Source organism: Acidovorax sp. AC410, from assembly GCF_979253235.1.
In genome coordinates this window covers 1,568,389-1,584,420 of record NZ_CEEDCG010000001.1, presented here as the reverse complement: position 1 = coordinate 1,584,420, position 16,032 = coordinate 1,568,389, and the positions used below count along the sequence as shown (strand labels likewise).

Sequence of the window (16,032 nt, the reverse complement as noted above, 5' to 3'; positions counted from 1 at the left end):
GGCATGCCCGGGCGCCCACGGGCACAGCGTTCACGGCAAGGACCCCTCGATGCAACTGAAGTGGCTGGAGGATTTCATCGTGCTCGCGCAGGAGCGCAGCTTCACGCGCGCGGCCGAGCTGCGGCATGTCACCCACCCGGCCTTCGGGCGGCGCATCCGGGCGCTGGAAGAATGGGCTGGCACCCCCCTGGTGGAAAAGGGCGGTGGCCCGGTGACGCTCACGGCCGCAGGCAAGCGCTTTCTGGAGACGGCGGGCCAGATGGCGCGCAGCCTGGCCCAGTCGCACGAAGAAATGCAGAGCATGGCCGGGCGCACCGCCCGCACCGTGACCATCGTCACGGGCCGCACCCTGGCGCGCACCCTGCTGGCCGACTGGCTGGTGCGGCTGCCGCGCGCGCTGCACGCCAGCGAGCTGTGCATCCGCACCGGCTCCCTGGCCGAGACGGTGGCCCAGCTCGAGCGCAGCGAGGCCGATTTCTCGCTGGTCTACCACCACACCGCCCTGGCCGTGCGGCTCGATGCCCGGCAGTTCAACCACGTGACGGTGGCCAGCGACCGGCTGGTGCCCGTGTCGCGCGCCACCACGCAGGGCCAGCCGCAGCACCGCTTTGCTCCTGACGGCGCCGCGGCGGCCTACCTGGCCTATGCGCCCCAGCTCGCGCTGGGCCGGCTGGTGGAGGACCACTTGGCCAACCACCCCCATGCGCCCCGGCTGCAGCGCGTGGTGGAGTGCGACTCGCCCGATGCCCTGTACGAATACACCTTGCGTGGGGTGGGGGTGGCCTGGCTGCCGTGGTCGCTGGTGCATGCCGACTGCAAGGCACAGCGCCTGGCGCTGGCAGGCGATGCGCGCATGGAGGTGCGCTTCGATGTGCGCCTGTACCGCCCCAAGCGCCGCCTGACCCCCCTGGCCGAAGCCTTCTGGCAGGGGTTTGCACAGCGCTGAGTGCGGTCGAATATGGGCTGAAACGGCACAATCTGGTGCCATTTCGGCACCATTGGAGTCGGCGCACTTTCTCACAATGGCTTACATACCAAGCCCAGCCCCACCCGATGAGGAGTTCCATTGTGAAAAATACCGCCCGCTTCGCGCGCCGCACCGCACTGCTGTCTGCCCTGGCCTCCTGCTTTGCCGCCGTGCCCGCCCTTGCGCAGGACGCCTACCCTTCCAAGCCCATCACCATCGTTGTGGGCTATCCGCCCGGCGGCAGCACCGACCTTACGGGCCGCGCCGTGGCACAGGAGCTGGGTCTGAAGCTTGGCGTGCCGGTCGTGATCGAGAACATCGGCGGCGCGGGCGGTGCCATCGGCGCCCAGAAGGTGGCCAGTGCCGCCCCCGATGGCTACACCCTGCTGGTCGGCGCGAGCAACGAGATCGCCATCAACAAGCTCGTGACCAAGAAGGTCAAGTACGACGTCAAGGACTTCACGGCCATCGGCCTGGTCGCCTCGCAGCCCCTGGTGCTGGTGGCGTCGCCCGGTGCGGGTGTGAAGAACCTGACCGAGTTCACGCAGAAGGTCGCCAAGAACCCTGGCAAGTACAGCTACGGCAGCTCGGGTGTGGGCACCTCGCTGCACCTGGCCGGCGAGATGGTCAAGGAGCAGGGCAAGCTGTTCATGACGCACATTCCCTACCGCGGCGTGGCGCCGCTGACCAACGACCTGCTGGGCAACAACCTCGAATTCGGGGTCTTCGTGCTCTCCAGCGGTCTGCCCCACATCAAGAGCGGCAAGGTCGTGGCACTGGGCACCACCGAGGCCAAGCGCTCGTCCACCACCCCCGACATCCCCGCCCTGGCCGAATCGCCGCAGTTCAAGAACGTGGACATCGGCGTGTGGTTCGCACTGCTGGGCCCGGCCAACCTGCCCAAGCCGGTGTTCGACAGGATCAAGAAGGCGCTCAACGACACGCTGCAGTCGCCCGACTTCCGCAAGAAGATGGAAGCCAGTGGCTCCACCGTGGCGGCTACCACGGTGAACATGGACCAGTACCTGGCCGCCGAGGTGGCCAAGTACAAGAAGATCGTCGAGTTCGCCAAGATCGAGGAATGATGGGCATGACTGCAGTGACGACATCCCCGCAGCCCCTGGTCTTCGCGCTGTCTGCGCCCGACATCGGCGCCTGGCGCGCGGGCAATACCGGCACCGAAGGCGTCTGGCACTTCGACTCGGGCCAGAGCGGCCGCCACGTGATGGTCAGCGCCCTGGTGCATGGCAACGAGCTGTGCGGTGCCTGGGCCCTCAAGGGTCTGCTGGAAGCAGGGCTGCGCCCCGCGCGCGGAAAGCTGACCCTGGCGTTCTGCAACCTCACGGCCTTCGACCGGTTCGACCCGCTGAGCCATGACGCCTCGCGCTACACCGACGAAGACCTCAACCGCCAGTGGCTCGATGAGCGCATTGACGCGGGCGACACCATCGAGCGCCGCCGCACTGCGGCCCTGCGCCCCTTCGTGGCCCAGGCCGACTGGCTGCTGGACATCCACTCCATGCACGAGCCCTCGGCGCCGCTGCTGCTCACCGGCATTCAGCCGCGCAACCTGCAACTGGCGCGCGCCATGCGCTCGCCCGAGCACATCGTGGTCGATGCCGGCCACAAGGACGGCGTGCGCATGCGCGACTACGGGCGCTTCGGCCTGGCCGATGGGACGGGAGAAGGCCAGGGCGGGGACACCCGCTCCCTGCTCATCGAATGTGGCTTCCATGGCGACCCGGCGAGCCGCGCCGTCGCGCAGGACCAGTGCGTGCGCTTTCTCGAACAGTCGGGCGTGCTCGAAGCAGAGGCGCTGGCGCAACAGTTGCCCGGCTGGCGCCTGCCCGATGCACCGCGCCAGTGGGCGCTCGAAGTCACCGGGCCGGTGGTGGCCACCAGCAGTGCCTTCCGCTTCGTGGAGCCCTACACGGGCCTCGAAGTGATCGAGAAGGCCGGCACCGTGATCGGTGACAACGATGGCGTGCCCGTCACCACGCCGTACGACGACTGCGTGCTCGTCATGCCCTCGGTGCGCCAGGCGCGCGCAGGCGTGACCGTGGTGCGCTACGCCACGCGCAGGCCGCTGTAAGCCGGCATTGGTTATTCACTGCGCTGCGTCACCCGCGGCGTGTGAAACCGGCGCGGCCAGAGCCAGTGCCCCCGCGCAAGGGCCGCCAAGCTGCGTATGCGGCGCTTCGCTGGCGTGCGCTGAGTGCGTCCCCCTCCCAGATTGCGAAGCAATATGAGAGAGGGGTGAAGGCGCGAAGCGACCCAGGGGGTGCTACTTCGCCGTGCGCCTGCGCTGCCACCAGAGCCAGACCCCGGTGATGCCCATGGCCGCCAGCACCAGGCCGCCCACGGTGATGACCGCCTCCAGCAGCACACCGCCGAGCACGCCGGTGTGCAGCGGGTAGATGACCGCCGTGGCGCGCGCCCCGGGGTCCAGTTCGTTCCAGCGCTGGGCGGCCAGCACCTCGCCGGTAGCGGGATGCAGCCACACCGAGGTCAGCCCGTTCGGGTGCGGGTCGTCCGCGAGCCGCAGGCGCACGCGCAGCGGCCGGTCGGCCTGTGCCGGCACCTGCACATAGCCGATGGGCGCACCCGGAAACTGCGCCTGCGCCCGGGCCACCAGGCTGTCGAGCGGCAGTGCAGGCGCCGATGCGGAGCCCTTGGGCAGCGTCGGGGCCTTGGTCGGCTCGGCCCCGCTGAGCGTGGTGACGAATCCGCCGAGCGGCCGCCAGGCCATCCAGGCCCCGCTGGCCACCGACACCGCGATGACCAGCCCCAGGGCCGCACCGCCCACCCGGTGCAGGTCGAAGAAGGCGCGCAGCAGGCCCTTGTCCAGCACGATGCGCCAGGACGGCGGCCAGCGCCGCGGCCACCAGAGGACCAGGCCGGTGATGAGCAGGAACAGATAGCCGAGCGCCACCCAGGCCAGGATGGCCTTGCCCGTGTCCTGCCACCACAGCGAGCTATGCAGTTTGAACAGGGCGTTGACGAAGCCCTCGGTCTCACCGCGGCGGCCTTGCTCCAGCCCGGTGGCGGGATCGAAATAGACGGTGCCGCGCCAGGGGCCGCTGACCAGCACCCAGAGGCTCTCTCCCGGCTCGCGTGCGGGTCGCATCGTGAAGCTGCCCTTGGGCCACTCGGCTTTGAGCTTTTGCAGCACGTCCTGCAGGGCGGCATCTGGCGAGCCGACGCCAGCCTGCGTCCCGGCACGGAACAGCGCGGGGTGCAGCCAACGGTCCAGCGGCTGTGCCACCACGAGCACAGCCCCGGTCAGCCCCGACAGGATCAGCACCCAGCCCAGGCTGAGCGCGGTCCAGCGGTGTACCCGCAGCCAGAGTTGGCGCAGCCGCTGCATGTCAGCGCGCGCCCTTGGTCACCGGCATCAGAATGCGAGGCGACCTTGTACGTACAGCATGCGCGGCGCGCCGACCATGCGGCCGGGGTTGCCGTCCACATTGCGCGTGTAGTAGCGCTTGTCGGCCAGGTTGTTCACGCCCACGGCAATGCTGCTGCCCTTGGTGCCGGGCACCTTCCAGTCGGCCTGGATGTTCCACAGGCGAAAGCCCGGGATGCGGCCCAGGCGGGCGTCGGCGGGTTCGGCGAAGGTGTTGGCCGCATCGGCGTACTGCGCGCTCTGGTGCGTGCTGGCCAGGTTGAAGGCCCAGTCGCCGAGCTGGTAGCGCGCACCCAGCGTGTCGGTGTTGCGCGAGTAGAAAGGCACGTCCAGGCCGGCCGTGGTGCCCGACTTCTGGATCGCCTTGGTGTAGCTGTAGTTGGCGTACACGTTCAGGCCTGCCAGCGCGCTGGCCTTGTCGAAGCTGTAGTCGATGGCGGCTTCGATCCCTTCGTGGCTGGTGGCACCGATGTTCTGGAAGGTGGCCGGCGTGATGCCCGGCACCTGCAGGATCTGGTTGTCGAAGCGGATCTTGAACGCCGTGAGTTCGGCGCGGATCTGCTGGTTTTGCCAGCGCGCACCCACTTCGGCGGTCTTGGCCAGCTCGGGCTTGAGCGGGTTGGTGGCCGTCTGCGAATTGAGCTGGATGTTTTGCACCGGGCCGAACGAGGTGCCGTAGTTGGCGAACAGCGTGAGCGCCGGGTTCACCAGGTAGGCCACGTTGAGCGAGGGCAGCGCCTTGTTGTTCGTGGTGTCGAAGCGCTGGGTGGACGCACGGTCCTCGCGGTTCGTCTCGATGTGCTCGAAGCGCACGCCCGGCGTCACGCGCCAGGCGCCAAAGGCGATGCGGTCATCGACGTAGACCGCATGCGCATCGGTGGCGTTGTCGAAGCGGGTGGTGGCACTGTTCACGCCCGTGACAAGGGTCTGGTTGTAGGCGCGGTCGTTGCCGCGCTCGCGCAAAAAGCGGTAGCCGGCCGTCACATCGTGCGCGGTGGCGCCCAGTTGCACACGCTGCGTGTAGCGCGGCTCGATGCCCAGTACTTCATAGTCGCGCGGCTGGTGGGCCAGCTGCGTGCTGGTGGCGTTGATCAGCGTGCTCTTGCGCGTGCTGTCGTTGTAGTAGGCGCGCACCTCGAACTCCTGGTTGTCGGAGATCGTGTTGATGTAGCCCAGGTCCAGGCCCTTGCGCTCGCCGTTCCAGTAGTCGCTGGGGCGCGTATTCTGGAAGGGGTTGGCGTTGAACTGCGCCACCGTCAGGCCGCCGGGCGTGCGCGAGTTGACGTCGTAGTACGAGACCTTGCCGTAGACCTCCGAGCTGCCGGTCAGTTCGTAGCGGAACTTGAAGGCCAGGTCGTTGACCTTCTCGTCGCTGCCCTGGCGCCAACTGCTGCCGGTCATGCCCGAGTACAGCAGTGCCAGGCCCAGGCCGTTGTCCAGCTGCGAGCCCAGGAAGGTGCTGTACTGGGTGTTGTCCTGGCCACCTTCGCTGTAGCTGTTGTGGCGCACGGTCACGTCACCCGTGAGGCCGGGCTTGGAGGGGATGGCGCGGCTGGTGAAGTTGATGATGCCACCCACGTTCTGCGGGCCATAGCGCACGGCACCGCCGCCGCGTACCACGTCGATGGACTCGATGTTGTTCAGGCTCACCGGCGCGAACGAGAGCTGGGGCTGGCCGTAGGGCGCCACCGCCAGCGGCACGCCGTCGAGCAGGATGGTGGAGCGCGGGCTGTAGCGCCCGGTCAGGCCGCGCACGCCGATATTCAGCGAGATGGCGCTGCCGGCCGTGCCCGAGTTCTCGGTGGCCTGCACGCCAGGGATGCGGCGCAGGACTTCGCCGATGTTGGCCGCGCCCGTGCCGTCGATCTTTTCCTTGTCCACCACGGTGCGGGCGCCCGCGAAATTCTTCACGCTGTTTTGCAGGCCTGTGCCGAGCCAGCTGCCCGTGATCTGGATGGTTTCCAGCGCCGGCGAGGCGCTGTCGCCCGCAGGCGACGCATCTTGCGCATGCAGTGCCAGCGGCGCGCCCAGCCAGGCCAGTGCGACGGCTGCGGCGCAGCGGGTGAGCTTCGGTGTCAAAGCGGGTGCCTTGGTGTGTCGTGTCGTCATGTGAATTTCCCCGGTGCGGTGTGGTTCTGTGCCGGTCACGGGCGGGTGCTTTGCATGCACCGCGCGAGACCGGCTGGAAACCTGTTCTTACAATGTCAATGATAGTAATTATCATTCATGCATCAAAAATATGCGCCCCGCCCAGGGCGCTCGCTGCGCTGCAGGGCGGGATCGGCCAGGGCTTGCGTGCTGACTGTTGCGTGTGCGCATCAGGTCCGCGCGGCCCGGCCGGGTGCGGCGTGCGCAAGCGGCCGCTCTTTTCGCCCCGCTCGCCGCGGGGCCACCGCGTGGGCGACAGGTGGTGGACACCGGGCTCGGCTAAGCTGGGTTCTCTGCTGAACCAATCACCCGGTCCCTCCTGGGGGATCGCCGCTTCTCCATGCACCAAGATCCCACCCGTTCCCTGCCCATGGCCGGCGCTACCAACTTCCGCGACCTGGGCGGCTACGCCGGGCAGGATGGCCGGACCGTCAAATGGCGCCGCATCTTCCGCTCCGACCACCTGGCCGGCCTGACCCCGGCCGACCAGGCGCTGCTGGCCGAGCTGGGTGTGACCCGCGCCATCGACTTTCGCGGCAAGGCCGAGGGAGCGGCGTACGCCTATGCCATCCCTGGCGTGGCCTACCACCCGCTGGTCATCGAGCCCACGGTGGTGCAGCGCGCGCTGGAGCTGCAGGCCACCGGCCGTGCGCTCACCGCGCAGGACGCGGTGGTCCTCATGCAGGACACCTACCGCGGCTTCGTACACGAGAACGCACCGCGCTTTGCCGAGCTGTTCCGCCTGCTGCTGGCCAGCGATGCGCCCACGGTGTTCCACTGCACCGCCGGCAAGGACCGCACCGGCTTTGCCGCCGCCCTCATCCTGATGGCCCTGGGCGTGCCGCGCGAGACCGTGATGCAGGACTACCTGCTCACCAACAACCTCTACCGCCGCCCCGCTGGCATGGGCAGCCACGCACCGCAGGAGGTGCTGGCCGTGCTATGGCGCGTGCAGGAGGAATTTCTCGACGCCGCACTGCACATGGTGGACCAGGACTATGGCGGCGTGCCGACCTACTTGGTGGACGTGCTCGGGGTGGATGCGGCGGCTCAGCGACAACTGGTAGGGCAGTACCTGCAGCCTGCTGCGTGAGGGCCATCGGCTGCGCGGGAGTTCGTTACACGCGGATACTTGAGTCGCCCTCGCAGCCACTGCAGCGGTGGCATAGTGCACGACTTTCTCGCTGACCGACTCTCGAAAGAATCTCCGAATGAATTTCCGCAAGCAATGCCTGCGTGCCGGCCTGGTCCTTGCCCTGTCGTTTGCCGCCCTGCCTCCGGTGGCCATGGCGGCGCAGACCGACGCCGAGCGCCAGACCGTGATCATGTCCATGTTCAAGGACGGTGCCGTGCTGACCGAAGAGGTGCACCGTGAATTCTGGTCCGGCCTCCAGGACCCCGAGGCAGCAGTGAGCCGCAGCGCCATGGAGCGCGTGGCCTTCGCGCTCAAGAACAACATCGAGCTCGAGCGCGCCACCGTGGTGAGCTACAAGGCCAGCATCAAGCAGCGCAAGCCGGTGGTGGACAAGAGCTACGAGTCGGCCCTCAAGACGCGCCTGGAGATGATGCGCATGCGCAACCTGGCCACCGACTCCGTGCTGGCCCGGGACAAGGAGTTCCGCGATTCGCTGGTGGCCGTTTCCAAGGGCAAGCCCGTGGAGACCAACGGCACCAAGATCACCATGACCAACGAGCTTATCGACCAGGCGCTGGTGCGGCTAGAAGCCTCCTACGCGCGGCTGGAACGCCTGCTCAATCCCGTCTGGACGGCCTCCCCAGGAAAATAGCCTGCAACAGGCCCCGGGTCAGCGCGGCATGGATGCCGCTCTCTGGGCCTCCTGGGCCTCCCGGGCCCATTGCGGCTTCGCCGCCCTCACCGCTTCGGTGAAGAGGTCCACCGTGGCGCTCACGTTGCGCATCGAGGCCAGCAGGTCCTTGTCCCGCTCGCCACTGTGCGCCAGGGGCTCCAGTCCGTCCACGTAGATGCGCACGGCGTGTTGCATGCAGTCGGGCATGGGTTCGGTCAGGAAATACTGGCGCAACTGCAGATGCAGGTCGCGCATCCGGCGCACGGTGGCCAAAGGGTCCGCAGCCTCGGGATCGTGTGTGCTGGTCAGGTGTTCCACGGCCGCAAAATTGTCTCCGATGCGGGCGCGCCAGACCCGCAGCTGGCGTGTGTCCTCGCACGAGAAGGCCTGGGCCGTGTTCGCAGGCGGTGGCCTGGAGCAGGCGGCCAGCAGCATCAGCGACCACACCAGCAACAAGAGCGTGCAGTGCCTCGCAATGGACAGCTGCGGGGAGCGGCAATGGATCAGGTGCATCGGCGGTCAGGCGTGGTCCGTGAAGGGCTGTTTCCCATTGTGCCGTGGCGCAGGGGGTGCCAACCACGGCGGGTGGCGACCCTCGGCGATACTCCAGCGCAAGGCGGTCCCTCCGCCAAGGAACAAGGAATGGCAGTGACCTCTGCAAACAGTGCCGGCCAGAGCGCCAGCGCCGATGGCTTCGACGCGGCCTACTACGAGCGGTTCTACTTCGACAAGAAGACCAGTGTGATCGACCCGGCGCACACCGACCGGCTCGGCGCCTTCGTCTGCAGCTACCTGCAGTACCTGCGCGTGCCAGTGCGGCGCGTGCTGGACGTGGGCTGCGGCATCGGCCTGTGGCGTGACCTGATCGCGCGCCATTTTCCACAGGCAAGCTTTCACGGCATGGAATACAGCGAGTACCTGTGCAGCCGCTTTGGCTGGGAGCAGGGCTCGGTGGTCGACTACAAGGCGCGCACACCCTACGACCTGGTGATCTGCCAGGGCGTGCTGCCCTACCTCAATGAAGCCGACGTGCAGGCGGCCATGCGCAACCTGGCCCGGCTCAGCCGGGGCGCCCTGTACGTGGAGGCCGTCACGCGCGAGGACTGGGAGCAGGACATCGTGGACGAGACGCTGACCGATCCGCGCATGTTCCGCCACCCCGCGCAGCTGTACCGCCGCACGCTGGGCGAGGGTTTCACCGAGCTGGGCGGCGGCGTGTGGCTCAGCCCCAAGACCGAACTGCCGCTGTTTGCGCTTGAACACGCGGGCAGCCAGTGACGGCTGCCCCCATGCCCGTGCCGGCGCTGCCCCACGCCGTGTCACGCCTGCGTGCGGCGCGGCTGGCGCGCGCCGCCAAGCCCTTCCTGGCCCGGGGCGGACCGCGTGGCGAGCGCTGCCCGGGCTGCCGGCTGGTGCCCAGCCATTGCCTGTGCGCGCTGCGCCCACTGCAGTTCACGCGGCCGGGCATGTGCCTGCTGATGGCCGACATCGAGCCGCTCAAGCCCAGCAACACCGGCTGGCTGATTGCCGACGTGGTGGCCGACACCTGGGCCTTCGGCTGGGCGCGCACCGAAGTCGACCCGGCCCTGCTCACCCTGCTGGCCGATCCGCAGTGGCAACCCTACGTGGTGTTCCCCGGCGAATTCGTGGCGCCGGAGCGCGTGGTGATGGCCGTGGACAGTGCGCAAGGCGGCAAGCGCCCGCTGTTCATCCTGCTCGATGCCACCTGGCCCGAGGCGCGCAAGATGTTCCGCAAGAGCCCCTACCTGGACCGCTTCCCCGTGCTCAGTCTGGCGCCCGAGCAATTGTCGCGCTACCGGCTGCGCCGCTCCACGCGCGAAGACCATTTCTGCACCTCCGAGGTCGGGGCCCTGTGCCTGGAGCTCGCGGGTGAGACCCACGCCGCGCAGACGCTTGAGGCCTACCTCGACGTGTTCACCAACCACTACCTGCAGTCCAAGCACCAGTTGCCCGTGGACCCGGGCGATGAGGTACACCAGCGACTCGGTGCGCTGCGCCTTCCAACGCAGTCCTGACTTGCCTGCCTCTGCTTCGTGGCACCTGCTGTGGTGCTGCGCTCCTTGACGGACTGGGCAATGCCATCGGGCTGCAAGTTTGCGCTGCACGACTCGTGCAGCGCAAACTTCTCTTCTGCCGAGGGTCCGACGCGTTCGGTCGAGACGAGCGGTGCCGACTTCTTGAGCGCGTCCCTGTGGAAGCTGCCTTCTGCGGGGTACAGCGCCACGGCGGCTTCGAGCATGGCAGCGACGGCGGTGTCATGCAGTGGTGCCGCCAAGGCGGCCCGGGCAGCCCTGCGGCAATTGGCGCCCACGACCGGCAGGTCCGTGGGTCCATTGGCGCCGTGGGTTCGATGGATGTGGCTGCCCGGCGACAATGGGGCCGTATCCCTTTTTAACCACAGGCCCGATGAAAGCACCTCCCCGACTCCAGTCCCTCATCGAGGAAGGCCTGATCGACACCGTGGTCCGCCAGCTCATGAGCGGCAAGGAGGCCATGGTCTTCGTGGTGCGCAGCGGCGACGACACGCGCTGCGCCAAGATCTACAAGGAGGCCAACAACCGCAGCTTCCGCCAGGCGGTGGACTACACCGAGAACCGCAAGGTGAAGAACTCGCGCTCGGCCCGCGCCATGGCCAAGGGCAGCAAGTTCGGCCGCCAGGAGCAGGAGGCCGCCTGGCAGAGCGCCGAGGTGGATGCCCTGTACCGCCTGGCCGCTGCCGGGGTGCGCGTGCCCCAGCCCTACAACTTCCACGATGGCGTGCTGCTGATGGAGCTGGTGACCGATGCCCACGGCGATGCCGCACCGCGCCTGAACGACGTGGCCTTCACGCCCGAGCAGGCCCGCGCGCACCACGCCACGCTGATCGCCGAGGTCGTGCGCATGCTGTGCGCGGGCGTGGTGCATGGCGACCTCTCGGAGTTCAACATCCTGCTGGCGCACCTGCCCGGGGCCGATGGCGCAGAGGGCGAAGGAGGAACCGAGGGCCCGGTCATCATCGACCTGCCGCAGGCCGTGGATGCCGCCGGCAACAACCATGCGCCGCGCATGCTGATGCGCGACGTGGCCAACCTGCGCGACTTCTTCGGCCAGTTCGCTCCGGAACTGCTGGCCACCCAGTACGGGCCCGAGATCTGGAGCCTGTACCAGAGCGGGCTGCTGACCAACGAGACGCCGCTCACCGGCATCTACGCGCCCGAGCACGCCGATGTGGACATGCAGGGCGTGCTGCGCGAGATCGACGATGCCCGTGCCGAGGAAGCTGCACGCCGCCTGCGCATGGCGGCCACCTGAGCCAGAGGCGCTCTGGAGCACCATTGGCCCCCCCGCCATTTGCCTGCCTGCCGCCATGCCTGTCCTCATCCGCAACTTTCGCCCGGGCGACGCGCCTGCATTGCGAGCGCTGTTCCATGCGTCAGTGCAGGGCCTGACCGGTGCCCAGTATTCCCCGGAGCAGCGCAACGCCTGGGCGCCGCTCGCGTACGACATGGCGCAGTGGAACGCGCGGCTGCAGGCCAACCAGCCCTTCGTTGCTGAAATGGCATCGGACAGCGGCCCGGAAATCGCCGGCTTCTCCGACTTGCAGGCCAGCGGTTACATCGACCATTTCTTCGTCGCGCCTGCCCATGCCGGCCAGGGCGTGGCCCGGGCGCTGATGGCGCACATCCATGCCCAGGCGGCACTGCGCGGCATCGCGCGCCTGTGGGCCGATGTGAGCCTCACGGCCGAGCCCTTCTTTGCGAAATGCGGCTTTGGGGTCGAAGCCCGCCAGCAGGTCGAGCGCCACGGCGTGGTGCTCGCCAATGCCCGCATGGCCAAGGTGCTTCTGCCCGGCGGCGCAGGGGTGGGACAATAGCGGGGTGGCCCTGTACAGGCGCCCCTTCGACACGACCCCACCATCCCAGAACGGCAAGGCCTTTCCCATGACCAAACAACACGAACGGCAGACCGAACTCAAACCCATGGAGCTGTGCGAGCCCTGCAAGGGAATCCAGCGCAACTGGCGCCGCGCTCCCGGCCACGCCGAGCTGGTGCAGCGCAGCAACCGCAAGGAAGACCGCGAGCACGGCCAGGTGACCTTCACCCGCTACCAGTGCGACCGCTGCGGCACCGCCTGGGAGTACGAGAACGACAAGACCAACCTGCACGCGGGCTGGTCGGTGGTGGGCCGCTGACCGCTGCCGCCTTCATGCCTGCTGGCCCCGCCCGCCGGGCAGCGCGGCCAGCAGCACCGCCGCCACCACGCAGCCCAGGCCCAGCCACTGCCAGGCATGGATAGCTTCTCCGAGGAACACCACCGACAGCAGCAGGGCCGATACCGGCAGCCACACGGTGGCCAGTGATGCGCGCACGCCGCTGGTGCGGGCACTGCCCGCATACCACAGCAGAAATCCGCCCACCGTGGGCACCCAGGCGTAGTACAGCACGCCGGCCAGTGCCGATGCGGTGAAGGTGGAGGGCGACATCCCGGCCACCAGCCATGCCGGCAAGGCCGAGAGCAGCAAACCGCCCACGGACATCAGCGTGGACAGGGCCAGCGCCGGGATGGGCTGCGACAGCCGCTTGCTCGCAAGGATGAACACCGCCTCGCAGGCCACGGCCGCCAGCACCAGCGCGATGCCCGCCAGCCGGGTATGGGCGCCAGCGGCGTCGGCGTCGCCTGGGGCCACCGCTACCGCCATCACCCCAGCCGTCGCCAGCGCGATGGCCGCCACCAGGCGCCAGCCGGGACGCTCGCCCAGCAGCAGGGCCGAGAACAGTGCGGCCGCCGCCGGCAGCGTGCCGGCGACGATGCCCGCGTCCGACGCGCTGGCCAGTTTCACCCCCAGGATCAGCAGCACCGAATAGCCCACGCTGCCCGCGGCCGCCTGCACGGTGAGCAGCAGCGCATCGCGCCGGCCCACACGCGGCAGCCGCTGGCCGTGCCAGCGCATGAGTGCCAGGAACACCGGCAGGGCCAGCGCATGGCGCAGCACCGTGGCCGCAAAGGGCTCGATGTCCTGTGCAATGGGCTGGCTGACCACCACCGTGCTGCCCACCAGCACCATGGCCAGGCTGCACAGCAGCTGGCCCCTCCATGATTCCGACATTCCCATCGCCTGCCGCCTTGCCTGTGTGTGAAAACTGCAGGCAGTGTGGAGTGCCCGGCGCGGCGGTTCTTGAACGTTATTGCGGCAGCGGGCGGCGGGCTTTTCCTGCCGTGGCCTTCTGCCAGGCCCCGGGTGTGAAGCCGAACTGCCGCGCAAAGATGCGCGTCATGTGGCTCTGGTCGGCAAAGCCGCAATCGGCCGCAGCATCGGCCAGGCTGGCGCCGCGCAGCACGCGGTGGCGTGCGTGCTCGGCACGCTGCTGCAGCAGCCAGGCATGGGGCGGCAGGCCATAGGCCTGGGTGAAGCGGCGCAGCAGCTGGTATTTGCCCAGCCCGGCCATGGCGGCCAGTTGGGTGAGTGTCGGCGGTGCCAGCAGGGTGTCGGCCAGGCAGTCGCGCACCTGGCGAACCTCGGGCGAGGCACCGGCAGCCGGTGCATGCAGGCGCGGGGCGTTGGCGTGGCGGCCCAGCAGCAGGGCGCAGGTGTGGATCAGTGCCTCCTCGCAGGCCAGGGGCACCACGCTGGCGGCAGCCTGCGGTGCCGTGCTCCAGTGCTCCAGCCGCTGCAGCAACTGGTGCAGGGCGTCGCGCAGCGCCGCGTCGTTCTGGATCACCGGGCGGGCCAGGGCCAGACCTTGCGGCGAGGCCGTGGCCAGCTCGCCGGCCATGGCGTGCAGCACCTGGGGCTCCAAATAGACCATGCGCCAGCGGCGCGAGGGGCCGCCCAACGGCTGGCCGTCATGCACCTCGCCGGGGTTGGTGGTGATCAAATCGCCTGCATAGGCATCCACCGGGCCGCGCCCGCTGGCCGAGCTTTGCGCCCCCTGGTCGAGAAGCCCCAGGCCATAGACGGCATGCCAATGCCTGCCATAGTGGCGGGAACTTTCGATGTGCGTACCGTACACACCTTCCCAGGGGGAGCCGAAGACCTGGCATTGGTGGGTGGGCGCTGCGGGTGTCATCCGGCCAATAGTGCCACGGCCGCCCGCCACACACCCAAGGAGCCACTGCATGCACCGCCGATTCTTTCTCGCTGCCGCGACGCACCGCTGGGCGCTGGCCAGTCTTGCGCTGGTGGCCGCCCGCAGCGCCCGGGCCCAGCCGGCCTACACCGTCTCGGCCGAGCAGCTGCAGGAGGCGGTGGCGCAGCGTTTTCCGCTGCGCTATCCGGTGGCGGGCCTGGTGGATGTGGACGTGCAGGCCCCGCGCCTGTCGCTGCTGCCCGAGAGCAACCGCCTGGGCGCCGCATTCGCGCTGAAGGCCGCAGGCCCCGCGCTGCGGCGCGCCCATGGCGGCACGCTGGAGGTGGAGTTCGCCTTGCGCTACGAGGCCAGTGACCGCAGCCTGCGCGCACACCAGTTGCGTGTGGGGCGGCTGGATTTTCCGAGCCTGCGGCCCGAGGTGGTGGCGCTGCTCAATGGCTACGGCCCCGCCCTGGCCGAGCAATCGCTGCGCGAAGTGGTGCTGCACCGGCTGCGGCCCCAGGATCTCGCGGTGCTCGACGGTCTGGGCATGCAGCCCGGGGCCATCATCGTCACGCCCAAGGGCTTGTCTGTCGCCTTTGTGAACAAACCGGTGCCGTGACCGCCCAGGGCTTGCCGCCCTGCGCAACGCCGCGCCTGCCGGCAGACGCCTGGCGCTGGGCTCTCGCGGGTGGTCAATCCCCCCGCACCCGCTGTGCAAACCCGCGCTGGCCGAACTGCTCGATGATGAAGTCCACGAACACCCGGGTGCGCGCGGGCAGCAGCTTCTTGTCCGGGTAATACAGTGAGGTCGGCCCCGCGTCCGACCACCAGCCCGGCAGCACACGCACCAGGTCGCCGCTGGCCAGCCAGGGCTGGGCAAAGGGCATGGGCAGCAGGGCCACGCCCAGGCCCATGAGCGCGGCCTGGCACATGGCCTCGGGGTCGTCGAAGACGATGCGCGGGCGCAGCTCGGCGGCTGCCGCATCACCGGCCTTGTTGCGCAGCGTGGTGACATGGATGCGCCCGGTCTGGATCGAGCGGCGCGCAATGCCGTCCCATTGCGCCAGGTCGCTCGGGTGGCGCGGTGGCTTGCGGCCCTGCAGCTGGGCGGGCGATGCCACGGCCACGATGTGGATGGTGCCCAGCGTGCGCGCCACCATGCCGGGGTTCAGGTTCAGCCCGCCGCCGATGCCCGCATCGAAGCCCTCGCCGACCAGGTCCACCTGCCGGTTCTCGAAGCGCCAATCGGGCTGGATGGCCGGGTAGCGCGCGAGGAACTCGCCCAGCAGCGGCACCAGGTAGGCGCGGCCGAAGGCCTGGCCCATGCTGACCTTGAGCGTGCCTGCGGGCTGGCGGTCGGCCTCGGCCGCGTGCTCCACGGCATCGGCCAGGGTGGCCAGCGGCGTGCTGATCTGTTGCAGCAGGCGCTGGCCGCCCTCGGTCAGCACCAGGCGCCGCGTGCTGCGCTGGAACAGGCGCACGGAGAGGTTGGCCTCCAGCCGCGCCACGTTCTTGCTCACGGCCGCGGGCGTCAGGCCCATGAGCCGGGCCGCAGCCGAAAAGCTGCCGGATTCGGCGGACTTCACGAAGGACTCGAGGTGGCTGAGGGGTTGCATGCCTGGTATTTTCAA

General features: G+C 68.8%; 17 protein-coding genes. 11 read left to right on the top strand and 6 right to left on the bottom strand.

All coding sequences use genetic code 11. The annotated features are described in order from the left end of the window. Window positions 1–49: 49 nt before the first annotated feature. The 3 genes from AC0IZS_RS07405 (at window position 50) to AC0IZS_RS07395 (ending at window position 3,059) form a co-directional block, all read left to right on the top strand. Window positions 50–946, top strand: coding sequence for a LysR family transcriptional regulator (locus tag AC0IZS_RS07405; protein ID WP_471635038.1), 897 nt, complete (start codon window positions 50–52; stop codon window positions 944–946). A gap of 107 nt (window positions 947–1,053) precedes the next feature. Further along, entirely contained in the window at window positions 1,054–2,052 is a 999-nt protein-coding gene (locus AC0IZS_RS07400; protein ID WP_471635037.1) for a Bug family tripartite tricarboxylate transporter substrate binding protein, read from the top strand. Window positions 2,053–2,057: 5 nt separating this feature from the next. Next, entirely contained in the window at window positions 2,058–3,059 is a 1,002-nt protein-coding gene (locus tag AC0IZS_RS07395) for a M14 family metallopeptidase (protein ID WP_471635036.1), read from the top strand. A gap of 192 nt (window positions 3,060–3,251) precedes the next feature. Here the strand turns inward: AC0IZS_RS07395 and AC0IZS_RS07390 are convergent, their stop codons facing one another. Further along, on the bottom strand, window positions 3,252–4,334 hold the full coding sequence (locus AC0IZS_RS07390; protein WP_471635035.1) for a PepSY-associated TM helix domain-containing protein: 1,083 nt from the start codon (window positions 4,332–4,334) through the stop codon (window positions 3,252–3,254). Window positions 4,335–4,361: 27 nt separating this feature from the next. Then, complete coding sequence (locus tag AC0IZS_RS07385) at window positions 4,362–6,482, bottom strand: TonB-dependent receptor family protein (RefSeq protein ID WP_471635034.1); 2,121 nt, start codon at window positions 6,480–6,482, stop codon at window positions 4,362–4,364. A gap of 379 nt (window positions 6,483–6,861) precedes the next feature. Here AC0IZS_RS07385 and AC0IZS_RS07380 point away from each other — a divergent pair, with 379 nt between their 5' ends. Both AC0IZS_RS07380 and AC0IZS_RS07375 read left to right on the top strand, forming a co-directional pair. Continuing rightward, a complete protein-coding gene (locus AC0IZS_RS07380; protein WP_471635033.1) occupies window positions 6,862–7,614 on the top strand; it encodes a tyrosine-protein phosphatase in 753 nt (250 codons plus the stop codon). 118 nt (window positions 7,615–7,732) lie between these two features. Next, window positions 7,733–8,308, top strand: a complete 576-nt coding sequence (locus AC0IZS_RS07375) for a hypothetical protein (protein ID WP_471635032.1) — start codon at window positions 7,733–7,735, stop codon at window positions 8,306–8,308. 18 nt (window positions 8,309–8,326) lie between these two features. Here the strand turns inward: AC0IZS_RS07375 and AC0IZS_RS07370 are convergent, their stop codons facing one another. Further along, on the bottom strand, window positions 8,327–8,842 hold the full coding sequence (locus tag AC0IZS_RS07370) for a hypothetical protein (protein ID WP_471635031.1): 516 nt from the start codon (window positions 8,840–8,842) through the stop codon (window positions 8,327–8,329). A 129-nt stretch (window positions 8,843–8,971) separates the two neighbouring features. On the opposite strand from AC0IZS_RS07370, the gene AC0IZS_RS07365 reads away from it, so the two are divergent. The 5 genes from AC0IZS_RS07365 to AC0IZS_RS07345 all read left to right on the top strand — a co-directional run bounded on the left by AC0IZS_RS07365 (window position 8,972) and on the right by AC0IZS_RS07345 (window position 12,522). Next, window positions 8,972–9,607 carry a class I SAM-dependent methyltransferase gene (locus AC0IZS_RS07365; RefSeq protein ID WP_471635030.1) on the top strand — a complete coding sequence of 212 codons (636 nt, stop codon included), beginning with the start codon at window positions 8,972–8,974 and terminating at the stop codon, window positions 9,605–9,607. Between the two features lie 11 nt (window positions 9,608–9,618). After that, window positions 9,619–10,365, top strand: a complete 747-nt coding sequence (locus AC0IZS_RS07360; RefSeq protein WP_471639476.1) for a tRNA-uridine aminocarboxypropyltransferase — start codon at window positions 9,619–9,621, stop codon at window positions 10,363–10,365. A 391-nt stretch (window positions 10,366–10,756) separates the two neighbouring features. Next, on the top strand, window positions 10,757–11,641 hold the full coding sequence (locus AC0IZS_RS07355; RefSeq protein ID WP_471635029.1) for a PA4780 family RIO1-like protein kinase: 885 nt from the start codon (window positions 10,757–10,759) through the stop codon (window positions 11,639–11,641). Between the two features lie 55 nt (window positions 11,642–11,696). Next, window positions 11,697–12,203 carry a GNAT family N-acetyltransferase gene (locus tag AC0IZS_RS07350; RefSeq protein ID WP_471635028.1) on the top strand — a complete coding sequence of 169 codons (507 nt, stop codon included), beginning with the start codon at window positions 11,697–11,699 and terminating at the stop codon, window positions 12,201–12,203. Between the two features lie 67 nt (window positions 12,204–12,270). Continuing rightward, window positions 12,271–12,522, top strand: coding sequence for a hypothetical protein (locus AC0IZS_RS07345; RefSeq protein WP_322591063.1), 252 nt, complete (start codon window positions 12,271–12,273; stop codon window positions 12,520–12,522). Window positions 12,523–12,534: 12 nt separating this feature from the next. Here the strand turns inward: AC0IZS_RS07345 and AC0IZS_RS07340 are convergent, their stop codons facing one another. Next, entirely contained in the window at window positions 12,535–13,437 is a 903-nt protein-coding gene (locus tag AC0IZS_RS07340) for a DMT family transporter (RefSeq protein WP_471635027.1), read from the bottom strand. 76 nt (window positions 13,438–13,513) lie between these two features. Next, entirely contained in the window at window positions 13,514–14,398 is an 885-nt protein-coding gene (locus AC0IZS_RS07335) for an AraC family transcriptional regulator (RefSeq protein WP_471635026.1), read from the bottom strand. Between the two features lie 49 nt (window positions 14,399–14,447). Here AC0IZS_RS07335 and AC0IZS_RS07330 point away from each other — a divergent pair, with 49 nt between their 5' ends. After that, window positions 14,448–15,020: a DUF1439 domain-containing protein gene (locus AC0IZS_RS07330; RefSeq protein WP_471635025.1), complete on the top strand. Its 573-nt coding sequence runs from the start codon at window positions 14,448–14,450 to the stop codon at window positions 15,018–15,020. 73 nt (window positions 15,021–15,093) lie between these two features. Here the strand turns inward: AC0IZS_RS07330 and AC0IZS_RS07325 are convergent, their stop codons facing one another. Then, window positions 15,094–16,017, bottom strand: a complete 924-nt coding sequence (locus AC0IZS_RS07325) for a LysR family transcriptional regulator (RefSeq protein ID WP_471635024.1) — start codon at window positions 16,015–16,017, stop codon at window positions 15,094–15,096. Between the last annotated feature and the right edge of the window lie 15 nt (window positions 16,018–16,032).

Bases quoted from the DNA above. Each gene is read 5' to 3' on its own strand.
- AC0IZS_RS07385 (WP_471635034.1), bottom strand. From the start codon at position 6,482: ATGACGACACGACACACCAAGGCACCCGCTTTGACACCGAAGCTCACC.
- AC0IZS_RS07375 (WP_471635032.1), top strand. From the start codon at position 7,733: ATGAATTTCCGCAAGCAATGCCTGCGTGCCGGCCTGGTCCTTGCCCTG.
- AC0IZS_RS07405 (WP_471635038.1), top strand. From the start codon at position 50: ATGCAACTGAAGTGGCTGGAGGATTTCATCGTGCTCGCGCAGGAGCGC.
- AC0IZS_RS07325 (WP_471635024.1), bottom strand. From the start codon at position 16,017: ATGCAACCCCTCAGCCACCTCGAGTCCTTCGTGAAGTCCGCCGAATCC.
- AC0IZS_RS07370 (WP_471635031.1), bottom strand. From the start codon at position 8,842: ATGCACCTGATCCATTGCCGCTCCCCGCAGCTGTCCATTGCGAGGCAC.
- AC0IZS_RS07365 (WP_471635030.1), top strand. From the start codon at position 8,972: ATGGCAGTGACCTCTGCAAACAGTGCCGGCCAGAGCGCCAGCGCCGAT.
- AC0IZS_RS07330 (WP_471635025.1), top strand. From the start codon at position 14,448: ATGCACCGCCGATTCTTTCTCGCTGCCGCGACGCACCGCTGGGCGCTG.
- AC0IZS_RS07350 (WP_471635028.1), top strand. From the start codon at position 11,697: ATGCCTGTCCTCATCCGCAACTTTCGCCCGGGCGACGCGCCTGCATTG.
- AC0IZS_RS07395 (WP_471635036.1), top strand. From the start codon at position 2,058: ATGACTGCAGTGACGACATCCCCGCAGCCCCTGGTCTTCGCGCTGTCT.
- AC0IZS_RS07345 (WP_322591063.1), top strand. From the start codon at position 12,271: ATGACCAAACAACACGAACGGCAGACCGAACTCAAACCCATGGAGCTG.
- AC0IZS_RS07355 (WP_471635029.1), top strand. From the start codon at position 10,757: ATGAAAGCACCTCCCCGACTCCAGTCCCTCATCGAGGAAGGCCTGATC.
- AC0IZS_RS07380 (WP_471635033.1), top strand. From the start codon at position 6,862: ATGCACCAAGATCCCACCCGTTCCCTGCCCATGGCCGGCGCTACCAAC.
- AC0IZS_RS07335 (WP_471635026.1), bottom strand. From the start codon at position 14,398: ATGACACCCGCAGCGCCCACCCACCAATGCCAGGTCTTCGGCTCCCCC.
- AC0IZS_RS07360 (WP_471639476.1), top strand. From the start codon at position 9,619: ATGCCCGTGCCGGCGCTGCCCCACGCCGTGTCACGCCTGCGTGCGGCG.
- AC0IZS_RS07390 (WP_471635035.1), bottom strand. From the start codon at position 4,334: ATGCAGCGGCTGCGCCAACTCTGGCTGCGGGTACACCGCTGGACCGCG.
- AC0IZS_RS07340 (WP_471635027.1), bottom strand. From the start codon at position 13,437: ATGTCGGAATCATGGAGGGGCCAGCTGCTGTGCAGCCTGGCCATGGTG.
- AC0IZS_RS07400 (WP_471635037.1), top strand. From the start codon at position 1,054: ATGAGGAGTTCCATTGTGAAAAATACCGCCCGCTTCGCGCGCCGCACC.